The sequence below is a fragment of the Peribacillus simplex NBRC 15720 = DSM 1321 genome, assembly GCF_002243645.1.
Taxonomy (GTDB): Bacteria; Bacillota; Bacilli; order Bacillales; family DSM-1321; genus Peribacillus; species Peribacillus simplex.
This window is the reverse complement of record NZ_CP017704.1, coordinates 299,874-318,587: the sequence shown is the minus strand read 5'-3', so window position 1 is coordinate 318,587 and position 18,714 is coordinate 299,874. Positions and strand designations below refer to the sequence as shown.

At 39.4% G+C, this 18,714-nt stretch carries 15 protein-coding genes; 14 read left to right on the top strand and 1 reads right to left on the bottom strand.

Going from position 1 to position 18,714, the window contains the following annotated elements; all coding sequences use genetic code 11:
• Positions 1 to 9 precede the first annotated feature (9 nt).
• Both BS1321_RS01485 and nikE read left to right on the top strand, forming a co-directional pair.
• Positions 10 to 981 (top strand): ABC transporter ATP-binding protein, encoded by a 972-nt coding sequence (locus BS1321_RS01485; RefSeq protein ID WP_063233417.1) that lies wholly within the window; start codon positions 10 to 12, stop codon positions 979 to 981.
• A gap of 19 nt (positions 982 to 1,000) precedes the next feature.
• Complete coding sequence (gene nikE, locus BS1321_RS01480) at positions 1,001 to 1,795, top strand: nickel import ATP-binding protein NikE (RefSeq protein ID WP_063233418.1); 795 nt, start codon at positions 1,001 to 1,003, stop codon at positions 1,793 to 1,795.
• A gap of 458 nt (positions 1,796 to 2,253) precedes the next feature.
• Here nikE and BS1321_RS01475 read toward each other — a convergent pair whose 3' ends face one another.
• Positions 2,254 to 3,516, bottom strand: a complete 1,263-nt coding sequence (locus tag BS1321_RS01475) for a beta-propeller fold lactonase family protein (RefSeq protein ID WP_232522754.1) — start codon at positions 3,514 to 3,516, stop codon at positions 2,254 to 2,256.
• An 886-nt stretch (positions 3,517 to 4,402) separates the two neighbouring features.
• Between BS1321_RS01475 and BS1321_RS01470 the strand changes: the two genes are divergently transcribed.
• From BS1321_RS01470 to BS1321_RS01415, 12 genes are all read left to right on the top strand, one after another.
• Positions 4,403 to 6,145: an alkaline phosphatase D family protein gene (locus BS1321_RS01470; protein WP_063233419.1), complete on the top strand. Its 1,743-nt coding sequence runs from the start codon at positions 4,403 to 4,405 to the stop codon at positions 6,143 to 6,145.
• Between the two features lie 74 nt (positions 6,146 to 6,219).
• Positions 6,220 to 6,432 (top strand): twin-arginine translocase TatA/TatE family subunit, encoded by a 213-nt coding sequence (locus BS1321_RS01465; RefSeq protein ID WP_063233420.1) that lies wholly within the window; start codon positions 6,220 to 6,222, stop codon positions 6,430 to 6,432.
• A gap of 147 nt (positions 6,433 to 6,579) precedes the next feature.
• Positions 6,580 to 7,281 (top strand): twin-arginine translocase subunit TatC, encoded by a 702-nt coding sequence (tatC, locus tag BS1321_RS01460; protein WP_375781449.1) that lies wholly within the window; start codon positions 6,580 to 6,582, stop codon positions 7,279 to 7,281.
• Positions 7,282 to 7,913: 632 nt separating this feature from the next.
• Positions 7,914 to 8,546: a YitT family protein gene (locus BS1321_RS01455; RefSeq protein ID WP_069981709.1), complete on the top strand. Its 633-nt coding sequence runs from the start codon at positions 7,914 to 7,916 to the stop codon at positions 8,544 to 8,546.
• Positions 8,547 to 8,918: 372 nt separating this feature from the next.
• Complete coding sequence (locus BS1321_RS01450) at positions 8,919 to 10,331, top strand: amino acid permease (RefSeq protein WP_063233422.1); 1,413 nt, start codon at positions 8,919 to 8,921, stop codon at positions 10,329 to 10,331.
• 175 nt (positions 10,332 to 10,506) lie between these two features.
• Positions 10,507 to 10,965, top strand: coding sequence for a hypothetical protein (locus BS1321_RS01445; RefSeq protein WP_063233423.1), 459 nt, complete (start codon positions 10,507 to 10,509; stop codon positions 10,963 to 10,965).
• A 105-nt stretch (positions 10,966 to 11,070) separates the two neighbouring features.
• Positions 11,071 to 11,901 carry a phosphonoacetaldehyde hydrolase gene (phnX, locus tag BS1321_RS01440; RefSeq protein ID WP_063233424.1) on the top strand — a complete coding sequence of 277 codons (831 nt, stop codon included), beginning with the start codon at positions 11,071 to 11,073 and terminating at the stop codon, positions 11,899 to 11,901.
• Positions 11,902 to 12,074: 173 nt separating this feature from the next.
• On the top strand, positions 12,075 to 13,838 hold the full coding sequence (gene xsc, locus BS1321_RS01435) for a sulfoacetaldehyde acetyltransferase (protein WP_063233425.1): 1,764 nt from the start codon (positions 12,075 to 12,077) through the stop codon (positions 13,836 to 13,838).
• Positions 13,839 to 13,989: 151 nt separating this feature from the next.
• Complete coding sequence (locus BS1321_RS01430; protein ID WP_063233631.1) at positions 13,990 to 15,342, top strand: aminotransferase; 1,353 nt, start codon at positions 13,990 to 13,992, stop codon at positions 15,340 to 15,342.
• 150 nt (positions 15,343 to 15,492) lie between these two features.
• Positions 15,493 to 16,242 (top strand): PIG-L deacetylase family protein, encoded by a 750-nt coding sequence (locus tag BS1321_RS01425; RefSeq protein ID WP_063233426.1) that lies wholly within the window; start codon positions 15,493 to 15,495, stop codon positions 16,240 to 16,242.
• 45 nt (positions 16,243 to 16,287) lie between these two features.
• Positions 16,288 to 17,340 carry a YeiH family protein gene (locus tag BS1321_RS01420; RefSeq protein ID WP_063233427.1) on the top strand — a complete coding sequence of 351 codons (1,053 nt, stop codon included), beginning with the start codon at positions 16,288 to 16,290 and terminating at the stop codon, positions 17,338 to 17,340.
• Between the two features lie 270 nt (positions 17,341 to 17,610).
• On the top strand, positions 17,611 to 18,318 hold the full coding sequence (locus BS1321_RS01415) for a GntR family transcriptional regulator (RefSeq protein WP_063233428.1): 708 nt from the start codon (positions 17,611 to 17,613) through the stop codon (positions 18,316 to 18,318).
• The last annotated feature ends 396 nt before the right edge of the window (positions 18,319 to 18,714 follow it).

Genomic DNA, 18,714 nt, shown 5'->3' with positions numbered 1-18,714 from the left:
GGTTGGAAGATGGGAAAACACCCCAATCTAACTGTAGAAAATTTGAAGGTTATTGTATCGACACCGTATGGAGTGACTCAGGCTGTCAATGATGTCAGTTTTAAACTCGAGGCTGGGAAAGTGTTGGGCATTGTCGGAGAAAGTGGATCAGGGAAAACGATGACATGCATGTCTTTGCTAAATCTTTTACCTGACAAGGCAAAGGTGGTGCAAGGGAGCATCAAGTTTAATAATATAGACCTTTTAAATGTTTCCACAGAAGACATAAGGAAAGTACGGGGCAGTGAAATCGCAATGATTATGCAGAACCCAATGATCGCCTTTAATCCTGTGAGGACGATAGGGCGGCATTTTTTTGAGACACTTAGAACTCATTTGCCTATCACTAAGCAGCAAGCGCGGAAAATGGCTGTGGAGTATTTGGAAAAAACAGACCTGCTTAATCCAGAGAATGTCTTGAAGCAATATCCGTTTCAGCTAAGCGGCGGGATGCTGCAACGAGTTATGATTGCGATTACGATGTCTTTAAGTCCATCTATTATCATTGCTGATGAGCCGACGACTGCACTTGATGCGACAAACCAACTCCAGGTTTTGAAACAGTTGGATAAGTTAAGGAAAGAATACAATACATGCATTTTATTAGTATCACATGATCTAGGGGTGATTGCTCAGTTAGCTGACGAAGTAGCTGTGATGTATGGCGGCTATATCGTTGAGAAAGCACCAGTGTTGAAGTTGTTCAATCGCCCAATGCACCCGTATACCCGAGTCTTGTTAGAATCCAGGCTTGGATTAACAAGAAGAAAGATAAAGACTGAAAAACATGTTAGCGTTTCGCGTCCCAATCTAATGAATAGAGAAAAAAGATGCCCTTTTTTAGAACGATGTGATGACGCAGATCATACATGTTCAAGTTATAATCTTGAATTTAAAGAGTATGAAAAAGACCATCTAGTACGATGTGTAAAATCAAGTTAAAGAGTTGGGTGGATGAATAATGAGCTTGCTTGAGTTGAGAGGTATAAAGAAAACATACTTGCTAGGGAACTCTGTTTTTGGGAAGCGTAAAGCTGTGGAAGCCAATAAGGGCATCTCTCTAACTTTGGAAGAAGGAGTATGTTTAGGTCTCGTTGGAGAAAGTGGATCTGGAAAGAGTACCCTGGGCAAAATTATTCTGGGACTGGAAAAGCCGGATCAGGGAGAGGTTTGGTTTCTGGGGAAGAGTCTTTATTGTTTAAAAGCAAAAGAATTAAAGGAGTTACGGCGAAATCTGCAAGTTGTTTTTCAAGATTGTTATAGCGCTGTTAACCCTAGACTAACTATAGGGGAAATCATTGCTGAGCCGATAAGGAATTACGAGAGGCTCACGTCTGTTCAAGAGAAAAAGAAAGTACAAGAGCTTTTGGAGATTGTTGGGTTATGCCAGGAAGATATTCATAAATACCCATATCAGTTCAGTGGAGGGCAGTTACAAAGAATCAATATCGCAAGAGCGATTGCCTTAAAGCCAAAGTTAATTATACTTGATGAGGCTGTAAGTTCTCTAGATGTTCTAGTTCAAGTACAGATATTAAACCTTTTGGCACAATTAAAAAAAGAGTTTCAACTTTCATATCTCTTTATTTCTCATGATTTACAGGCTGTCAATTACATCGCAGACCGTCTAGCGGTAATGTACAAGGGTGAGGTTATAGAATGGTTGGAAGATATGGAACAACTTGAAAGATTAAAACATCCTGTTTCTAAAAAGTTATTGTCTTCTGTGTTGCCTACATATCCGGGAATATTGTGATACGTTATAGGTTGTGATGTGGAAATTAGGTTGGTAATGAAATATCTGAAAAATCAGGGGTTTAACACCGGTTTAAAGCCATTCCATCTATTATACTGGGATATCTATATGGGATTCCCTTCTCCGTGGCTATTATCAATAAACTAAGAACCGTTTTATTCTTTAATGGGGTCTATAGTGAGAAACGCGATAGCGAATAATATCTGTGTTTTGTCGGCAGAACCTATCACCATCAAGTAGGGATATTATGAAGATTATAAACCTGTACCTTATTCAAATAAATCAATGCCACCTAGAAGGTGGCATTGATTTATTTGATTTTTATTCCAGAATAAAAAAGTGACATTTATTATACCCTAGGACCATTATTAGTGAAACACAAACCTATTTTTCTTCTGTTCTTTATATGAATGGTTTTTTTTAGAGTTTTCTTTCTTTTTGTGCAAAACTAAACTTAATTATTCCTCAAAAACCTTTTTGTCTAAAACAAACCAGACATTATTGACGCCTTGTCCATTTATATCACCTGCCTGCTTATCTTTCACAAAGTAATAAAGTGGATGCCCTTTATACGTTGTTTGCTTTTGTCCGTCATCTCTTATGATTGTTTTAAACTCTTTTTTATCGAAACCTCTAGTGGTGATGATGTTATCTGCATGGAAAGTCGGCCAAATTTCACTACATTGACGTTTGCAATTACTGACGCTAGTTTCATCTTTTGTGAAATAATAAAGTGTCATTCCATCTTGGTCTGCTAAATATTTCCCTACTTTGTTTGATCTTAGCGTTTTAAGTTTGTACTTTTTTGACTCATCCTGAATTATATCCGTGATGGAGAAGGTTTTAACATTCACACGCGCAATAGAGAGATCCCGATTTAATACATAAGCCCGTTCCCCGTCGTGGCTAAAGACAATTGCTTGTCTTGGTTCGTTGAAACCGTCAATTGTTTTAACTACACGGTGATCAGCTATATTGATTACGTCGATCGTATTGTCAGTTTTATTGCTTGCAAAAAGGAGCTTGTTATCAGGCGAAAGAGCAGCACCATATGGTTCACGCCCCACTTTGATTTCACTCTTTATATTGCCGTCTAGGGTATCAACTGCAGAAATGCTGTTACGTCCGCTGTTCGCGGCATACAATGTACTTCCATCAGCGGTGATCGAGATTCCGCGAATCATAGAGAATCCTGATATTTCACGAATAATTTTCTGTGTTGCGGCTTCAACGACAGTTACTTTATCTCCTTGAAAGTTCGTGACAAAGATGTATTTTCCATCTGGAGAGACTTTAATGCCTTGTCTTGGTTGGGCGAAACCGGTAATGACTGCCATCGGTTTTCGTTTTTCCAAATCCACGACAGTGACGGAACTGTGTGCTTGATTGTTCACATATAATGTCTTTCCATCAGGGCTGACAGCAGTCCCGAATGCACCTGGACCAACGACGACTTCATCTTTCAAGGTGAAGTTTTTTGTTCTGTAAAAACGAAGCATACCGAGCGTGCTGTCTGAGACGACAAACTCTGAGCCTCCATCAATAAACACAATATTTCTCGGTGAACCAAAGCCGTCGATCTTTTTGCGCAACTTGCCTTTGGTAAGATCGTAGACTAGGACGGATTGTTCACGGCTATCTGAGACAACCGCTATTTGCTCATCCGGACTTACGGCAAGGGAATTGTTGGTGATGTGGCTGTCAAAGCCTACCTCTGACACTGGGATTTTACCTATAGTAGAAGAAGCACCAATTACATTTGGTAGAATAGCCATAAATAGTAAGGCGATAATCCATACAATATTAAACTTCATTTTTTTCAACATTTCTTCACCTCGTTAAATATTCTTCTTGATAATTGTTAAAATACGATCCATTAAGATAGATGAACAGGAGAATCGAATACCTGTCAATATGCTGGTTCTTAACCACCTTCCTTTGAACTTTTTTAATCAAGTCGGAATTTTACTCCCTTCAATATAAATAAACGTATAGAGGAGGATATTGGTTTGATTATTAATAAAAATTTTGCGGTTCATGTGTAGAGTGAATTGTATGTCCCCATTTTAATTCGAATTTGATATGGTGATAGACTCTTTACAAAATTTGACCAAAAATGATAATTGAGTATTGCAGCTCTGAAGAAAGTTAATGTCAAGCGAAACAAACAAATACTCGGTATCAGCAAAGAGTGCTAATAATTAAAAATCAGAAAACTATCCAACTTGTTTAGGGTACGAAAATGATTCGCAGATCAAAGCGAGTAAAACTTAAACGATAATCGTATCCTTCGGTTTTTAAATACGATTATCACATAATATGAAGCATTAATTGCTGCATCCTATTTGAGTTTAAACCCAGTTATTTGTAACGATTAAATAAATGATTCATTAAGAGAAATAGGATGAAAGACTGTCGGTAAATGTAAAAGTTTGTAGGTCTATGTAAATGAATGAGTGAATCAAATCTCTTTTTGTGTTCAATGGGGACCATTAGTCCTGCCTGAAAAATCCTAATTGGAAATTTATTGATTTACACTTCTTCATACACCTTTAAAAATGCCCTTCTATACTTGAACCAGATTCAAATAATAGGAGGGAAAGATCAATGAATAATGAAAGAGCAATGGATGATTTAATTAAGAATTGGAGCGAATTAGGTAATAATATGGACCGCCGAAACTTTATCCAGGGAGCAAGCAAGCTTGCCGGACTTTCATTAGGTCTTGCCCTTGCCCAATCAATGGGCGGGATTGAAGTGAATGCTGCTCCGAAGTTCAGTGATTATCCATTTACTCTCGGTGTAGCTTCAGGTGATCCGCTCTCGGATAGTGTAGTTTTATGGACAAGGTTGGCACCTGATCCTTTGAATGGCGGAGGAATGCCAAAAGAAGCCATTTCCGTTAAATGGGAAGTGGCAAAGGATGAGAATTTCAGAAAGATTGTCCAGCAAGGCAAGGAAATAGCCAGGCCGGAACTTGGCCACTCCGTTCATGTGGAAGTAAGCGGGTTAAAACCTGATAAGGTCTATTTTTACCGATTTAAAAGTGGTGGGGAAGTAAGTCAGACTGGGAAAACGAAAACACTTCCGCCAGTAGGTTCAAGTGTTTCGAGCTTGTCATTCGCGTTTGTTTCATGTCAGCAATTTGAGCATGGTTATTATACGGCCTATAAACATTTGGCAAAAGAAGATCTGGATATTGTCTTTCACCTTGGCGATTATATATATGAATATGGACCAAATGAATATGTTTCATCTACAGGTAATGTCCGTGTACATAGTGGTCCAGAGATCATCACGCTTGAGGATTATCGAAATAGATACGCACAATACCGCTCGGATACCCATTTAAAAGCGGCACATGCAGCTTTCCCATGGGTCGTGACTTGGGATGACCATGAAGTTGAAAACAATTATGCAAATGTCATCCCGGAAAAAGGACAATCGGTAGAAGCATTCATCAAGAGAAGAGCCGCTGCCTATCAGGCTTACTATGAGCATATGCCCCTTCGTAAATCGTCTTTGCCAAAGGGAGCGGATATGCGGTTATACCGAAATTTCACGTATGGCGACCTGGCCTCTTTCTTTGTATTGGATTCACGTCAATACCGCGATGATCAGGCAAACGGAGATGGAAGTACACCGCAAACGCCTGAGTCACTTGATCCGAAGCGGACATTACTAGGTCCAGAGCAGGAACAGTGGCTAACTGACAATCTATCAAAATCAGAAACGAAGTGGAATGTACTTCCTCAGCAAATTTTCTTTGCACAAAGGAATTATGGAACACCAACCGCACCCAAATTCAGCATGGATTCCTGGGATGGTTACCCGGCTGCACGTGATCGTTTGATTGATGTAATCAAAAGAAACAACCTAGAAAATCTGGTCGTGTTGACCGGTGATGTACATGCAAGCTGGGCAGCCAATTTAAAGGCGGATTTCGATGATCCAAATTCCAAGATTTTCGGTGTGGAGTTTGTCGGCACTTCCATCACCTCTGGTGGAAATGGTGCGGATAAGCGTGCGGATACGGATAAAATACTAAGTCAGAATCCACATATAAAGTTCTTTAATGATTACCGGGGATATGTCCGATGCAAAGTAACACCAGAACAATGGAAGGCGGACTACCGTGTAGTCCCATTCGTGACAGAACCAGGTGCGGATATATCGACAAGAGCATCCTTTGTTTTTGATAAGGATCAAACAGGGCTGAGAAAGGTTGCATCAGCAGCGGTTACGGAAGGTGTACAAAAAACGAACGAAGTCGAGGAAGATCGGACACGTGCCCATAATCGCGCACATGAAAAACAAAGATTGAACAAGCAGGGGAAAGTTACTCACTAATTGATAGGGAACGATTATGATGCTTGACAAGGACATTGTGAAGAAAAATGAGAATATCAAAGGAGTGAATAAGAATGCTTTCAAATATAGGAATACCTGGTCTGGTAATCGTCCTAGTGATTGCACTGATTATTTTTGGACCGTCCAAGCTGCCGGAAATAGGCCGTGCATTTGGCCGGACATTATCCGAATTCAAAAGTGCAACCAAAGGATTGGTGAATGATTCAGAAAAAGAGGATGAAAACGAGAATAAAGCCGCTTTAAGAGCTGTTAAAAAAGAGGGATGAATTAAATGAGATATAGCGGGCGGAAAGACTCGCCTGCTTCTTTTCATGAGAAGAGTTCGAGGGGAAGTGCTATTTGCAATATAGCAAGAAAATAACTAAAAAGGAGGAGTGAAAGTGGAGAGTAAGGATTTACATGTTATTGAGCATATGGAGGAACTCCGAAGCAGAATCATTAAAACACTGATAGGTTTTCTTGCTTTTTTCATAGTGAGTTTCATATTCGTACAGGATATTTATGAACTGCTCATTAAGGATTTGGAAGGAAAGCTTGCCGTGCTCGGCCCGAGTGAGATCCTGTGGGTATATATGATTATCGCTGCGGTTTGCGCAATAGCTGCAACGATTCCGCTGGCAGCCTATCAGTTATGGCGCTTTGTGGCTCCAGCGCTGAAACCGGAAGAGAGAAAAGTTACATTTCGGTTCATACCAGGGCTGTTCATTCTATTCATCACAGGTATCTCATTTGGATATTTTGTGTTGTTTCCAATAGTGCTGGGTTTCCTCACTTCCCTATCGGCTGGGCAGTTCGAGATGATGTTCACAGCGGAAAAGTATTTTCGGTTCATGATTAATTTGATCTTACCTTTCGGGATTTTATTCGAAATGCCGCTTGTGGTCATGTTCCTGACCAGATTAGGCATCATCAATCCAACAGTGTTGAAAAAGTCTCGTAAGATTTCTTATTTCGTCCTGGTCATCATCTCGATCCTGATTACGCCTCCAGATATCATTTCGGACATTTTGGTTATCGTCCCTCTGCTTGTGCTATATGAAGTGAGTGTACAGCTTTCCAATATGGTTTATCGAAAAAGGCTGATGAAAGATGAGTCAACATTACCAGTAACATGAAATGGTTAACTGAAAACTTATCGAAAAAACATTTCTTGGGAAATAGTTAATGGAACACTAAAAAGTTGAGGGGCATACCCCTCAACTTTTTTATTGCGGAATAATACTTGGTGGAAATAATTAGGGGTTCGCTTGCGTTTCCCTGCTTACCTAAACAGTTTTCTTATCTATTTTATCAGGTTTTTTGATGTCGGACTAAGTCTATTGAAGCGAGCATTATAAATAGCCTTCTCTTTGTATAAACCTTTGGAAATTTAAATCATTCATTGGGATGTACTATTCATTCAAGTAAATAAAAGGCTTCTGAACAGCGTTTCTAGGAAATCATAAGTTACATAAGTTGTACAAAAAATCTGCAATGCCTAAATGATTATATAGTAAACATGAACATCCTCAAGTTTTAAGGGGGATGCTTTATTTTATTTATTTAGAAGGAGAGAGGATTCAGGTTAGCGAATATTTTGTAATCACTTGAACAAAAAAATGCATTCTACGTAAAATCATTCAAAAATATCGAAAGGTGAAGGTTCGAATCTGAGTAAAAGATGAATGTGTATCTTATGGTTCAAGTATAAATATATATTTAGGGGGGAAAGCATTATCAGAATATCGAGAGGGATGGTGAGAAGTTTATGAAGGATTTATTGAAAATTATCGCAGGAAACATTTCCATGACCTTTGCCTATGCTTATTTAATCGTTCCCAATGAAATTATTAATGGCGGGGTAACTAGCTCGGCGTTATTATTGAATGCATTATCGGGTTATAACATTGCCATGCTAGCCAATTTCGTTACAGGATTACTGTTAATCATTTGTTTAGTATTTCTAGGGAAAGAGTACTTTTTTAAGTCGATTGTAAGTTCTCTTAGCTATATGGTTTTTTTTAATTTTTTTTATTCATTGAATATTAATTTTGATATAAATATCGTTTTAGTGATTATCATTTCGTCGATTTTGATAGCGATAGGATATTATTTATGTATAACAGCAAATGCCTCCACTGTTGGCTTTGACGTGATCGCCTTAATTTTACATCATAAAAATGAAAAAATAGATATTGCAGCGACAATAAGGGTTATTAATCTTATCGTACTGATATTGGGCCTTCTTGTTTATGGTTATACATCGATTGTTAAGGGAATTGCGTTTACATTGCTTTTTTCATACTTTTTAAAGAAAATGCTGGATAGGAAGCAGAAGGCCGTAAAGTCAGCTGTGGAAGGTGTCTTGGATGAAACCTCCAAGTTTAAAGAAGTAAAATGAATAAAATTGCAGACTTAATGGACACCGTTTGTTTTATTTGAAAATTTCATTTTGTTATCTAAATATTCTGATTTTTAAATTGACTTTAAAAAAATCAGAGTGTATTATACACATAGAAAGTGGTACTAACATCATGACGTAGTGATGTTAAATCTGCTTCGAATTTCAAAATAGCCTTAAGGAAGGAGGACTAGTGATATAGAATCTTAAGTTCATAGCGTAATCTCCTGTGTTGTTTTTAAAATGCCATGTTTCCAAGTTCCCACTATCTTTGTGAAAGTGTAAAGGACAGGCAGCCGAAAAGCTTGTTTTTACATTCAAGTAGCGATTATCTTAGTTGATTCCCCAAAATATTGAAAGTTGGTGGAGGGTATGAAACATCAACAGGAAGAACTGAAACCAGGTCTGAAACAAAGACATTTAACGATGATATCTTTGAGTGGTGTCATAGGCGCTGGTTTATTCGTAGGAAGCGGTATCATTATTGGTCAAACGGGCCCCGGGGCGGTATTATCATATGTTTTGGCAGGCTTGATTGTTGTTTTAGTCATGAGGATGCTTGGGGAAATGGCCACAGTGAATCCCAATACTGGATCTTTTGCCGTTTATGCAAGAGAGGGGATTGGTGAATGGGCCGGTTTTACAACAGGTTGGTTATATTGGTTCTTTTGGGTTATCGTAATTGCTTTGGAAGCAACAGCGGGAGCTGCGATCATACACAGCTGGCTTCCTTCCGTTCCCGTCTGGGTCATAAGTCTATCATTGATTATCCTATTGAAAATGACGAATATTTTTTCCGTAAAATCGTTTGGTGAGTTCGAATATTGGTTTTCAATCATTAAAATAATCAGTATCATACTATTTTTGTGCTTGGGTGTGGCAGTGATATTAGGGTTTATTCCAACGATAAAACCACCTGGCGCTTCCAATCTTTTGGATTTCGGCGGTTTTATTCCAAATGGACTAAGTTCTGTGCTTGTTGGAGTCGCAATTGTATTTCATGCATTTGTTGGCGTGGAAATTCCAGCTATTGCCGCGGGTGAGACCAGTGATCCGGTTAAGTCAGTTAGAAGTGCATTGAATAGTGTGGTTTGGCGAATCCTGATTTTCTATATTGGGTCCATCGCAATACTAGTGACGCTATTACCCTGGAATTCGGCTTCTTTGCTGAAAAGTCCATTTGTTGCCGTACTTGAAATGATGGGAATCCCTTCTGCTGCCCTGATCATGAATATAGTGATTCTCATTGCATTGCTTTCCTGTTTGAATTCGGGATTATATACGAGTTCACGCATGTTATTTTCACTTGCACAAAAGGGTGACGCTCCAAAGTTATTTTCAAAAGTGAGCAAGAACGGTGTCCCTATATTTGCTGTAGTCGGCTCTACTTTATTTGCCTTTATCAGCACCATTTTCAGTTATGTTTCACCTGATAAAATCTTTTTCTTTTTAGTGAATTCCTCGGGTGGAGTCGGAATTCTTGTTTATCTGGCCATTGCGGTTTCCCATCTGCGATTAAGGAAGAGAATGGAGAAAGAGAATCCCGGAATTTTTAAAATTAAAATGTGGTTATTCCCGTATTTGACTTATGCAACGATAATTTCCATGGTTTCCGTGTTAATATTAATGGCATTTATCGATTCGCAGCGTCCACAGTTTATCTTTACCATGCTATTTAGCTTGATCGTTATCTGTTCATTCTTTTTCATTCGGCGAAAAAAAGCGAAGTATATGGAGAATGAATTAAATATTGTTTCTGGTTCCCCTAATTCTGAAAAGTTATAGCTTTGCCTCTATACCATTGATTTAATTTAAGGTAATGCTTCGTTTACTTCTATGGAATTCCTCAGACAAAATTCTTCAATCACTAATCAGCTAGAATATGATTTCCCATAGAAAAAGAGAGTTGTGCCAACAAGTGCTTGGTGACATCTGTCCTTTAAATCATGAAGGAGGGATTATGCTGAATGGTTTCCGTGTAATAACTAGTGGGGTTGTCCTTGGAGCCATATTGCTGTCAGGCTGCAATAATTCAGCTGAACCGGACGAGGCTCAACAAGAAAAAAGTCCAGTCATGAATGAAAATCCGGATTCAAATACGGGTGAAACCCAAAATGCAGAGGTTATTAAAAAAGGTGTCGGCGATGTGATTCAATCCATAAAAGGATTGGAATCAGAAATAAGTACGGAGGCGGATTCAGAGAAAATTCAAGAAATGGGAAAAGAGATCAGTTCAACTTGGGATTCGATAGAAAAGCAAGTGGAAGGTGAATACCCCAATTGGTATGAAAGGATTGAGAAAAACCTTTACCCATTAATTGGGGAGTCAGGGAATCCGGATAAGGACCTTGAAAAGATTAAACGTCTCTCTGAAGCTACTAAAGAAGATTTACAGTTATTTTTGGAAGAAGTAAGATGAATTATCTTTATACCCGGTTATCACCAGGAGGGGATTTATGGGTTTTAACAGGTTTAGCAAGTTTGGTGATTTTGGAGGAGGTAAGGAAGAGGAGGGGAACTTAGATTGGAAAGTGCAAAAGAATGCAAAGAGGTTCAGGCAGTGATATTTGATTGGGCAGGAACGACGGTGGATTATGGTTGTTTTGCACCGGTCCAAGCTTTTGTCGAGATATTCAGGATAAGGGGGATAGATATTACAATTAAGGAAGCAAGGGAACCTATGGGTTTATTGAAAATGGATCATATAAAGGAACTCCTGAAAATGAAACGAATCTCCAATTTATGGATTGCTAAATTCGGGAAAGAAGCAGACGAAAGAGATCTAAAATCATTATATATGGACTTTGAGGCTTTGCTTTTTAAGGTTCTTAAGGAGAACGCCAAGCCAATACCAGGCGTAATTGAATTAGTTGGCCGTTTAAGGCAGCAAGGAATAAAAATCGGTTCGACAACAGGGTATACTCGTGAAATGATTGATGTTGTTAAAGAAGAGGCGAAAAAATGGGGCTATCATCCAGATTCCATTGTTGCGTCTACCGATGTGCCTACAGGAAGGCCTGCCCCTTGGATGTGCTTTAAGACGGCGATGAATCTCCAAGTGTATCCACTCAGCAAAATCGTTAAAGTCGGCGATACGATCAGTGACATCAAAGAAGGCATATCTGCGGGAATGTGGACTGTTGCCGTATTGAAAGGCGGCAGTGAAATCGGCCTTTCAGAAGCAGAAATCAACGAAATGGACCCATATGATCTGCAAAAACGGATGAAACATGCTGAAAACCGTTTTTTGAATGCAGGTGCCGATTTCGTAATTGATGAAATAGGTGATTTATTGGAGATCATCGATAGAATCAACTACAGATTGACAGAAAAAAAGGATATATTTATTGGTTAAAAAAGATTCAAATACATGAGTAGTGACTATGTTGGTCAGAGATTTTAAATAAATTCAAAATATTCAATTTATTCATTGACTGTTACACCTAATACTAGTATTATACATCTTATAACTGGTACGGACGTCGCAACGTCATTATCAGAAATAAATATAATTAAGGAGAATGTGCTATGGTCGAAACAAAAATGATAAGAGGAACGAAAGTTAAAATGACACCAAGTGAAGCCATCGTTGAGACATTAGTGGCCGAGGGAGTTAAACATATCTCGGGAATTCTGGGATCTGCTTTCATGGATATGCTTGATTTATTGCCAACTGCAGGCATTCGTTTCATTGGTGTCCGCCATGAACAAAGTGCAGCACATATGGAAGATGCCTATTGTCGTGTCTCTGGTGTTGCAGGAGTTGTCATCGGGCAAAACGGACCTGGAATGACGAATATGGTCACCTCTGTTGCAGCGGCCAATCAAGCTCATACTCCTATGGTGGTCATATCACCTTCAGCTGGTACACCAACAGTTGGATGGGATGGTTTTCAAGAATGTGATCAGGTTTCCATCTTCAAGGCAATCACGAAAGAAACGGTTAGAGTGACACACCCAGGCCGGGTCGCTGATTGCCTTAGGACAGCATTTCGGATTGCCTATGCCGAGAGGGGACCGGTTTTATTCGATATCCCCCGTGATTACTTCTATGGTGAAGTGGAAGATCAAATACTTCAACCACATCAATATCGCGTAGATGAAAGGGGCTGCGGATCTTCTGCATCCTTGGATAGAGCGGCTGAAATTTTAGCTGAGGCTGAGTATCCTGTCATCATTTCCGGTAGGGGAACGGTTGATTCAGATGGCATTGAGGAAATTAAGAATATTGCAGAATATTTAACAGCTCCGGTAGCTGTCTCCTATATGCATAATGATGCCTTTCCTGCTGATCATCCATTGTCAGTCGGCCCAATCGGGTACATGGGTTCAAAGGCTGCCATGAATACACTTAAGAAAGCGGATGTCATATTGGCGGTCGGTACAAGATTATCGGTATTTGGAACGTTACCATGCTATGACATTGATTATTTCCCTAAAGATGCGCAAATCATCCAAATAGATATTAACCCAAGGCAAATAGCGAGGACGCACCCTGTTGAAGTCGGGATCATCGGAGATGCCCGTGAAGCGAGTCGTGAAATCTTAAAACGCTTGAAGGCTAGTAAACCTAAACTAAAACAAGAAAAAGAGCGGATAGTCGAAGTAACGAATGAAAAACAAAAATGGGAAGAAGAATTGGTGAAACTTGCGATGATTGATGGAACCCCTATCAATCCGCGACGAGCCCTACTGGAATTGACTAAAGTGTTGCCTGAAAATGCCATCGTTACTACAGATATTGGTAATGTATCGTCAACTGCAAACGCTTACTTGAAATTCAATCAGAGCCGCAGGCATATCGCTGCGCTTACATTCGGGAATACGGGATTTGCTTACCCATCCGCACTAGGTGCCAAATTAGCTGAGCCGAATACGCCTGTTATAGCCATTGTTGGAGATGGCGCATGGGGCATGAGCTTACATGAAGTGAGTACGGCCGTAGAAGAAAACATACCTGTTATAGCATGTGTCTTCAATAATAATGCATGGTGCGCAGAGAAAAAGAATCAGGTAGATTTTTATAATAACCGTTTTGTAGGGGCTGATATCCAAAATCCTGATTTTGCAGAAGTTGCCCGATCTATGGGTGCTGTTGGTATAAGAGTGGAAAAACCTGAGGAGTTAGGTCCTGTCATTGAAAAAGCAATACAATCAAACAAACCGACTGTGATTGATATACAAGTGGATGGAACACAATTAGCCCCTCCATTTAGAAAAGATGCATTAAAAATGCCTACTAGATTATTAGAAAAATATTCTCATTTAGATCATAAAAACTGGGATAAATAATGGTGTGAAAAGAGTGATATGACTTGTGCGATGACTTGGTGAACTATTTGAGTCATCGCACTATCACCAATTTGCTCTAAAAGATCTGTAACAGCATGGGAACTTAACTTAATTGCATTCAATGAAAAATAAGGGGGTTTCAATAGTGAAGATGGAAACTGAAACGAAAGACCTTGTTCAAATGGATAAAGACCATTTATGGCATGCGATGCATCGCTATTATGAGAAGGATGCTCCCATGATGGCTACAGAAGGATCCGGCTCATGGTTCACAGATACTAAAGGTGATAAATATTTAGATGGGGTTTCCGGTTTATGGTGCTTGAACCTCGGGCACGGGCGAAAAGAGATTGCCCAGGCAGCCTATGAACAAATGATTAACTTATCTTACTTCCCTTTAACGTTAAGCCATAAGCCGGCAATCGAATTATCTGCAAAAATAAGTGAACATTTAAAGGGCTCTTATACAACTTTTTTTACGAACAGCGGCTCTGAGGCGAATGAGACAGCTTTTAAAATAGCCAGGCAATATCATTCTCAAAATGGGAATCAGGGTAAATACAAATTCATCTCAAGGTATAGAGCTTATCATGGCAATACTTTTGGCGCGCTTAGCGCAACCGCACAGGCTAATCGGAGAGTGAAATATGATCCGGCGGTTCCAGGTTTCCTGCATGTGCCACCGCCGTACAGTTATCGAAGCCCTTTTGGGGAAAACGTTGAAAATTCCGATTTGCTTGCAGCTGAATATATCGATCAGGTCATTAACTTTGAAGGTGCTGAAACGGTAGCAGGTGTTATTCTTGAACCATTCATCTCTGGTGGCGGGGTCCTTATTCCTTCGAAAGAATACTTAACGAGGGTTTCGGAAATCTGTAAGAAGCATGATGTTCTTTTAATTGTGGATGAAGTGGTTTCAGGTTTTGGAAGAACCGGAAAAATGTTTGGGTTCATGCACTCCGATGGGGTTCAACCGGATATTGTTACAATGGCAAAGGGTTTGACTAGTGGTTATCTTCCACTTGGAGCAACGGCAGTGAATTCCAGGATTTATGAGAAATTCAAAGAGAACGGAAATTTAAATCATTTCAGACATGTGTCAACATATGGAGGCCACCCAGCATCCTGCGCAGTTGCGCTAAAGAACATTGAAATCTTAGAAAATGAAAAAATCGTTCAACGGGTATCTGAACTTAGTGACTCGACACTAAGTGAGCTCTTTGAATTGACAGCCCTGGATAAAGTAGGGGAAGTTCGGGGAGTTGGGTTTTTATATGGCATTGAATTAGTAGAGGATAAAAAGACAAAAACGCCTGTTTCCGATGAATTCATGGGTAAAATAATAGGGGCTTGCAAGGAAAAGGGTCTTATCATCGGCCGTAATGGTGATACAGTTCCTGGATATGGAAATGTATTGATCATTGCACCGCCTTTATCTTCGACCGTTGAAGATTTACGCTTTGTCATAGAAACGGTTAAATCCGTTTTATATGAATTATGCTAACAATAAAAGATGATTAGCTTTAGGGTGCTATATTTATAGACGAATTTGAAAATGGGCATGATATGTCTAACCGTTTTGACATCCATGTCCATTTTTTCATATAGGGTCTAACAGTGTGGGAAAACTGGAGAATCCGAAGTAGGAGGAAATATGCAATCACAACAAAGGTTATTGGTGGTTCTTGCTCATCCCGATGATGAATCATTCCTGTGTGGCGGAACCATTGCCAAAATGTCTGAGCAAGGTGTTCATATAACTTTACTATGTGCGACAAAAGGCGAAATGGGCAGGCGCATGGGAAATCCCATTCTTACAACAAGGGAGGCATTGTCTGAACTAAGGATAGAGGAGTTAAAAAGAGCTTGTGAAGAATTGGGGATCAGCGACCTGCGATTTTTAAACGTAAGGGATAAAACGATTGAATTTGAAAGCTTCGATTTATTGGCGGAGAGAATCGTAAAGGTGATTCGTGAGGTTCAACCGAATGCACTAGTAACATTCCATGAGAAATATGGGGGGCATCCAGACCATTGTGCGATTGGCCATGCTGCCGAATTTGCTTTTCTAAAATCCGGTGATCCCGATTTTTATCCAGATCCAGTATTTCCAGCTTTTAAGGTTCATAGTCTGTACTTTGTCCTTTGGCATTCTTTTTATGATGAATGGTTAAAGGAAAACGGGCTGAGCAGTATCACAAGAGTGAATATAGCAGGGACTTTAAAGAAAAAGATCCGTGCCTTAAGGTCCCATCGTTCCCAGACTCTAGCCGTTCCTGAATTATGGGGTAATCAAAATCCAAGCTTGCCTTTTTTAAAGAAATCCGAGTATTTTATCAAAGGGAATTCACCTATTAATAAAGAAGAAACCGATTTTTTTCAAACGATTGAAAGGAGGGGATGATACGTAATTTGGGCTTTAGTTTATCTGGAAAGGGGGAAGGAATGTATGGAATTGGAAAAATATGTGCCGCTGGAAGAAACACCTCAGGCGCAGCAAAAACCGCTTCAAAATAAGGTGCTTTTGTGGCTGAGCGGTATCGCTTTCACCTTTTTTATTGCCCTCTTAGGCTTGGGGCTGTCCAAGATTTCAGGATTCAATCGAATCGGCCCTCTTGCATGCTCGATCATCATTGCCGTGATTTATCGTCAAATAGCGGGATATCCAGAAAAGTTCCGGACGGGAATTGAATTTTCCGCAAAAAAACTTTTGCGTTTTGCCATTATTTTATACGGGTTGAAATTAAATATCGATGTGATTTTCAATCAGGGACTGCCGCTGTTGGTACGTGACATAGGGACAGTAACATTTGCCATAGTCGTGATGGTCCTGATTGCAAAGTGGCTTAAGGCAGATGCTTCCATTTCCCTTCTTCTTGCTGTAGGAACCGGGATATGTGGTGCAGCAGCCATTGCGGCAATATCTCCAATCGTGAAAGCGAAGGAAGAGGATACAGCAATAGGCGTCGGAATAATTGCTTTAATGGGAACACTTTTCTCCATAGTTTATACACTTTTACGTCCGATCCTTCCGCTATCTGCTTTGGATTATGGAATCTGGTCTGGGATCAGTCTTCATGAAATCGCCCATGTTGCATTGGCAGGAGCACCGGCTGGTGAAGATGCGCTAGCGATTGCACTCCTCGCAAAATTGGGCCGTGTCTTTTTACTTATCCCTTTATGTTTCATTTTTATGTATTGGATGAAAAAACGCACATCCGGGAAAATGGGCAATGATGCCAAAATTGATTTTCCATGGTTCCTCGTTGGTTTTATAATCATGAGTCTAATAGGAAGTTATGTGTTTGGAACTTATATTACGGTCTCGCCTCTCGTAATGGAAGGCATATCCAAAACGACTACATTTATATTGACAATGGCCATGATCGGTCTTGGACTGAATGTTAGTCTGCAGGCATTGCGGACAAAAGCCATGCGTCCTCTTTTAGCCATGACCATTACCTCTTTGCTGCTTTCCATAATATCGTACTTTATCGTTTAATATATAAGCTTTCCATTGTTGTCCCAGTTAGATATGCCTGAAATGTGATGAAGAATGCATATGGATAAGCCCTGAATATATAGATCTATTCAGGTTTTTTTTATACATCCGAAGAAAACGTTTTTGGGAAAGAAAGAGTGAAAAATTAAAAAAATCCTAATTTAAGGAAAAAAATGAACGCTGGTATGTTTGAATATTATAACTATTTGGTTTACAATATAAGAACTGATACGAACATTACGATGTCTTTTTCTGTTTGGAGGAAATTTTATGGAGTTAGACTTTAAAAATCCAATCCCTTTACATGCTCAATTGAAAACCATATTGGAAGATCAGATTTTGGAAGGTTATTATAAAGACAAAATCCCGAGTGAAAGGGAACTCATGGATATGTATTCTGTCAGCAGGAGTACTGTTAGGGAAGCCGTATCCATCCTGGTTCGTGAGGGGATATTGGAAAAGAGGCATGGAAAGGGAACGTTCGTCTCCCTTAAACCTGTACAGGAATGGCTAAAGATGATAAGTTTCACTGAAACCACTAAAAGTATGGGGATTGAATTACTAGACCATGGCCGTGTAATGACACCTGAAAATATAGCTGATGCAAATGGCTTTGAAGATGAATCATACCATATTAAGAGGCTGCGGTTACAGGGGGATGTCCCCATAGCCATTGAATTGCATTATTATTCTTTGGACCTAGGAAAAAAATTGACGAAATTCGATTTAAGTACCACCGTATTGTATGACGCACTCGAAGGTGATTTAAACATTAACTTTTGTGAAGCGGAACAAATTATAACCTGTGGCTTTCCAACTAAAGAAGATGCTGAACATTTAGGTATAACAGAAACGATGTGTTTGCTGATTACAGAACGGATGATTTTTGATTCTGATGGTAACTTAGTAGAATATTATAAAGGATTATTCCGCTCGGATATGTACTCATTCGCTATGAAAATGTCCCGGAAAAACTGATTTTGGGGACATGAAATGACCTAAGCCTTTCTAAGAAGCAGAGAGGCTTAGGTCATTTTTGGCTCTAAAATCATTGAGATCAATTTAGTCGGTTTTGAATCGTTTAAAAACCCCCATCAAGACATTCTATTAAAACCCTATTAGTTACAATATGATTTCCCACCGGGTTCAACGTAGTTTTAAGGTAGAAAAATGATTTTTAACTTAGTAGAGACAATATCTAAGTAATATAGTATTCAACTTACAAATTAATAGGACTTTATTTGAAGAAGTGGGTAAACACATAACAACCACAAAGGAAATGTTCACGAATTAGAAGTTTAGAGATAAAATTAAAAATGATCCAGGCGAAAAATACAGAAATATGAACTAAATGAAGAGGTAGAATTTTAGATT

Bases quoted from the DNA above. Each gene is read 5' to 3' on its own strand.
- BS1321_RS01465 (WP_063233420.1), top strand. From the start codon at position 6,220: ATGCTTTCAAATATAGGAATACCTGGTCTGGTAATCGTCCTAGTGATT.
- tatC (WP_375781449.1), top strand. From the start codon at position 6,580: ATGGAGGAACTCCGAAGCAGAATCATTAAAACACTGATAGGTTTTCTT.
- BS1321_RS01455 (WP_069981709.1), top strand. From the start codon at position 7,914: ATGAAGGATTTATTGAAAATTATCGCAGGAAACATTTCCATGACCTTT.
- BS1321_RS01415 (WP_063233428.1), top strand. From the start codon at position 17,611: ATGGAGTTAGACTTTAAAAATCCAATCCCTTTACATGCTCAATTGAAA.
- BS1321_RS01450 (WP_063233422.1), top strand. From the start codon at position 8,919: ATGAAACATCAACAGGAAGAACTGAAACCAGGTCTGAAACAAAGACAT.
- BS1321_RS01485 (WP_063233417.1), top strand. From the start codon at position 10: ATGGGAAAACACCCCAATCTAACTGTAGAAAATTTGAAGGTTATTGTA.
- xsc (WP_063233425.1), top strand. From the start codon at position 12,075: ATGGTCGAAACAAAAATGATAAGAGGAACGAAAGTTAAAATGACACCA.
- BS1321_RS01425 (WP_063233426.1), top strand. From the start codon at position 15,493: ATGCAATCACAACAAAGGTTATTGGTGGTTCTTGCTCATCCCGATGAT.
- BS1321_RS01420 (WP_063233427.1), top strand. From the start codon at position 16,288: ATGGAATTGGAAAAATATGTGCCGCTGGAAGAAACACCTCAGGCGCAG.
- BS1321_RS01445 (WP_063233423.1), top strand. From the start codon at position 10,507: ATGCTGAATGGTTTCCGTGTAATAACTAGTGGGGTTGTCCTTGGAGCC.
- BS1321_RS01470 (WP_063233419.1), top strand. From the start codon at position 4,403: ATGAATAATGAAAGAGCAATGGATGATTTAATTAAGAATTGGAGCGAA.
- nikE (WP_063233418.1), top strand. From the start codon at position 1,001: ATGAGCTTGCTTGAGTTGAGAGGTATAAAGAAAACATACTTGCTAGGG.
- BS1321_RS01430 (WP_063233631.1), top strand. From the start codon at position 13,990: ATGGAAACTGAAACGAAAGACCTTGTTCAAATGGATAAAGACCATTTA.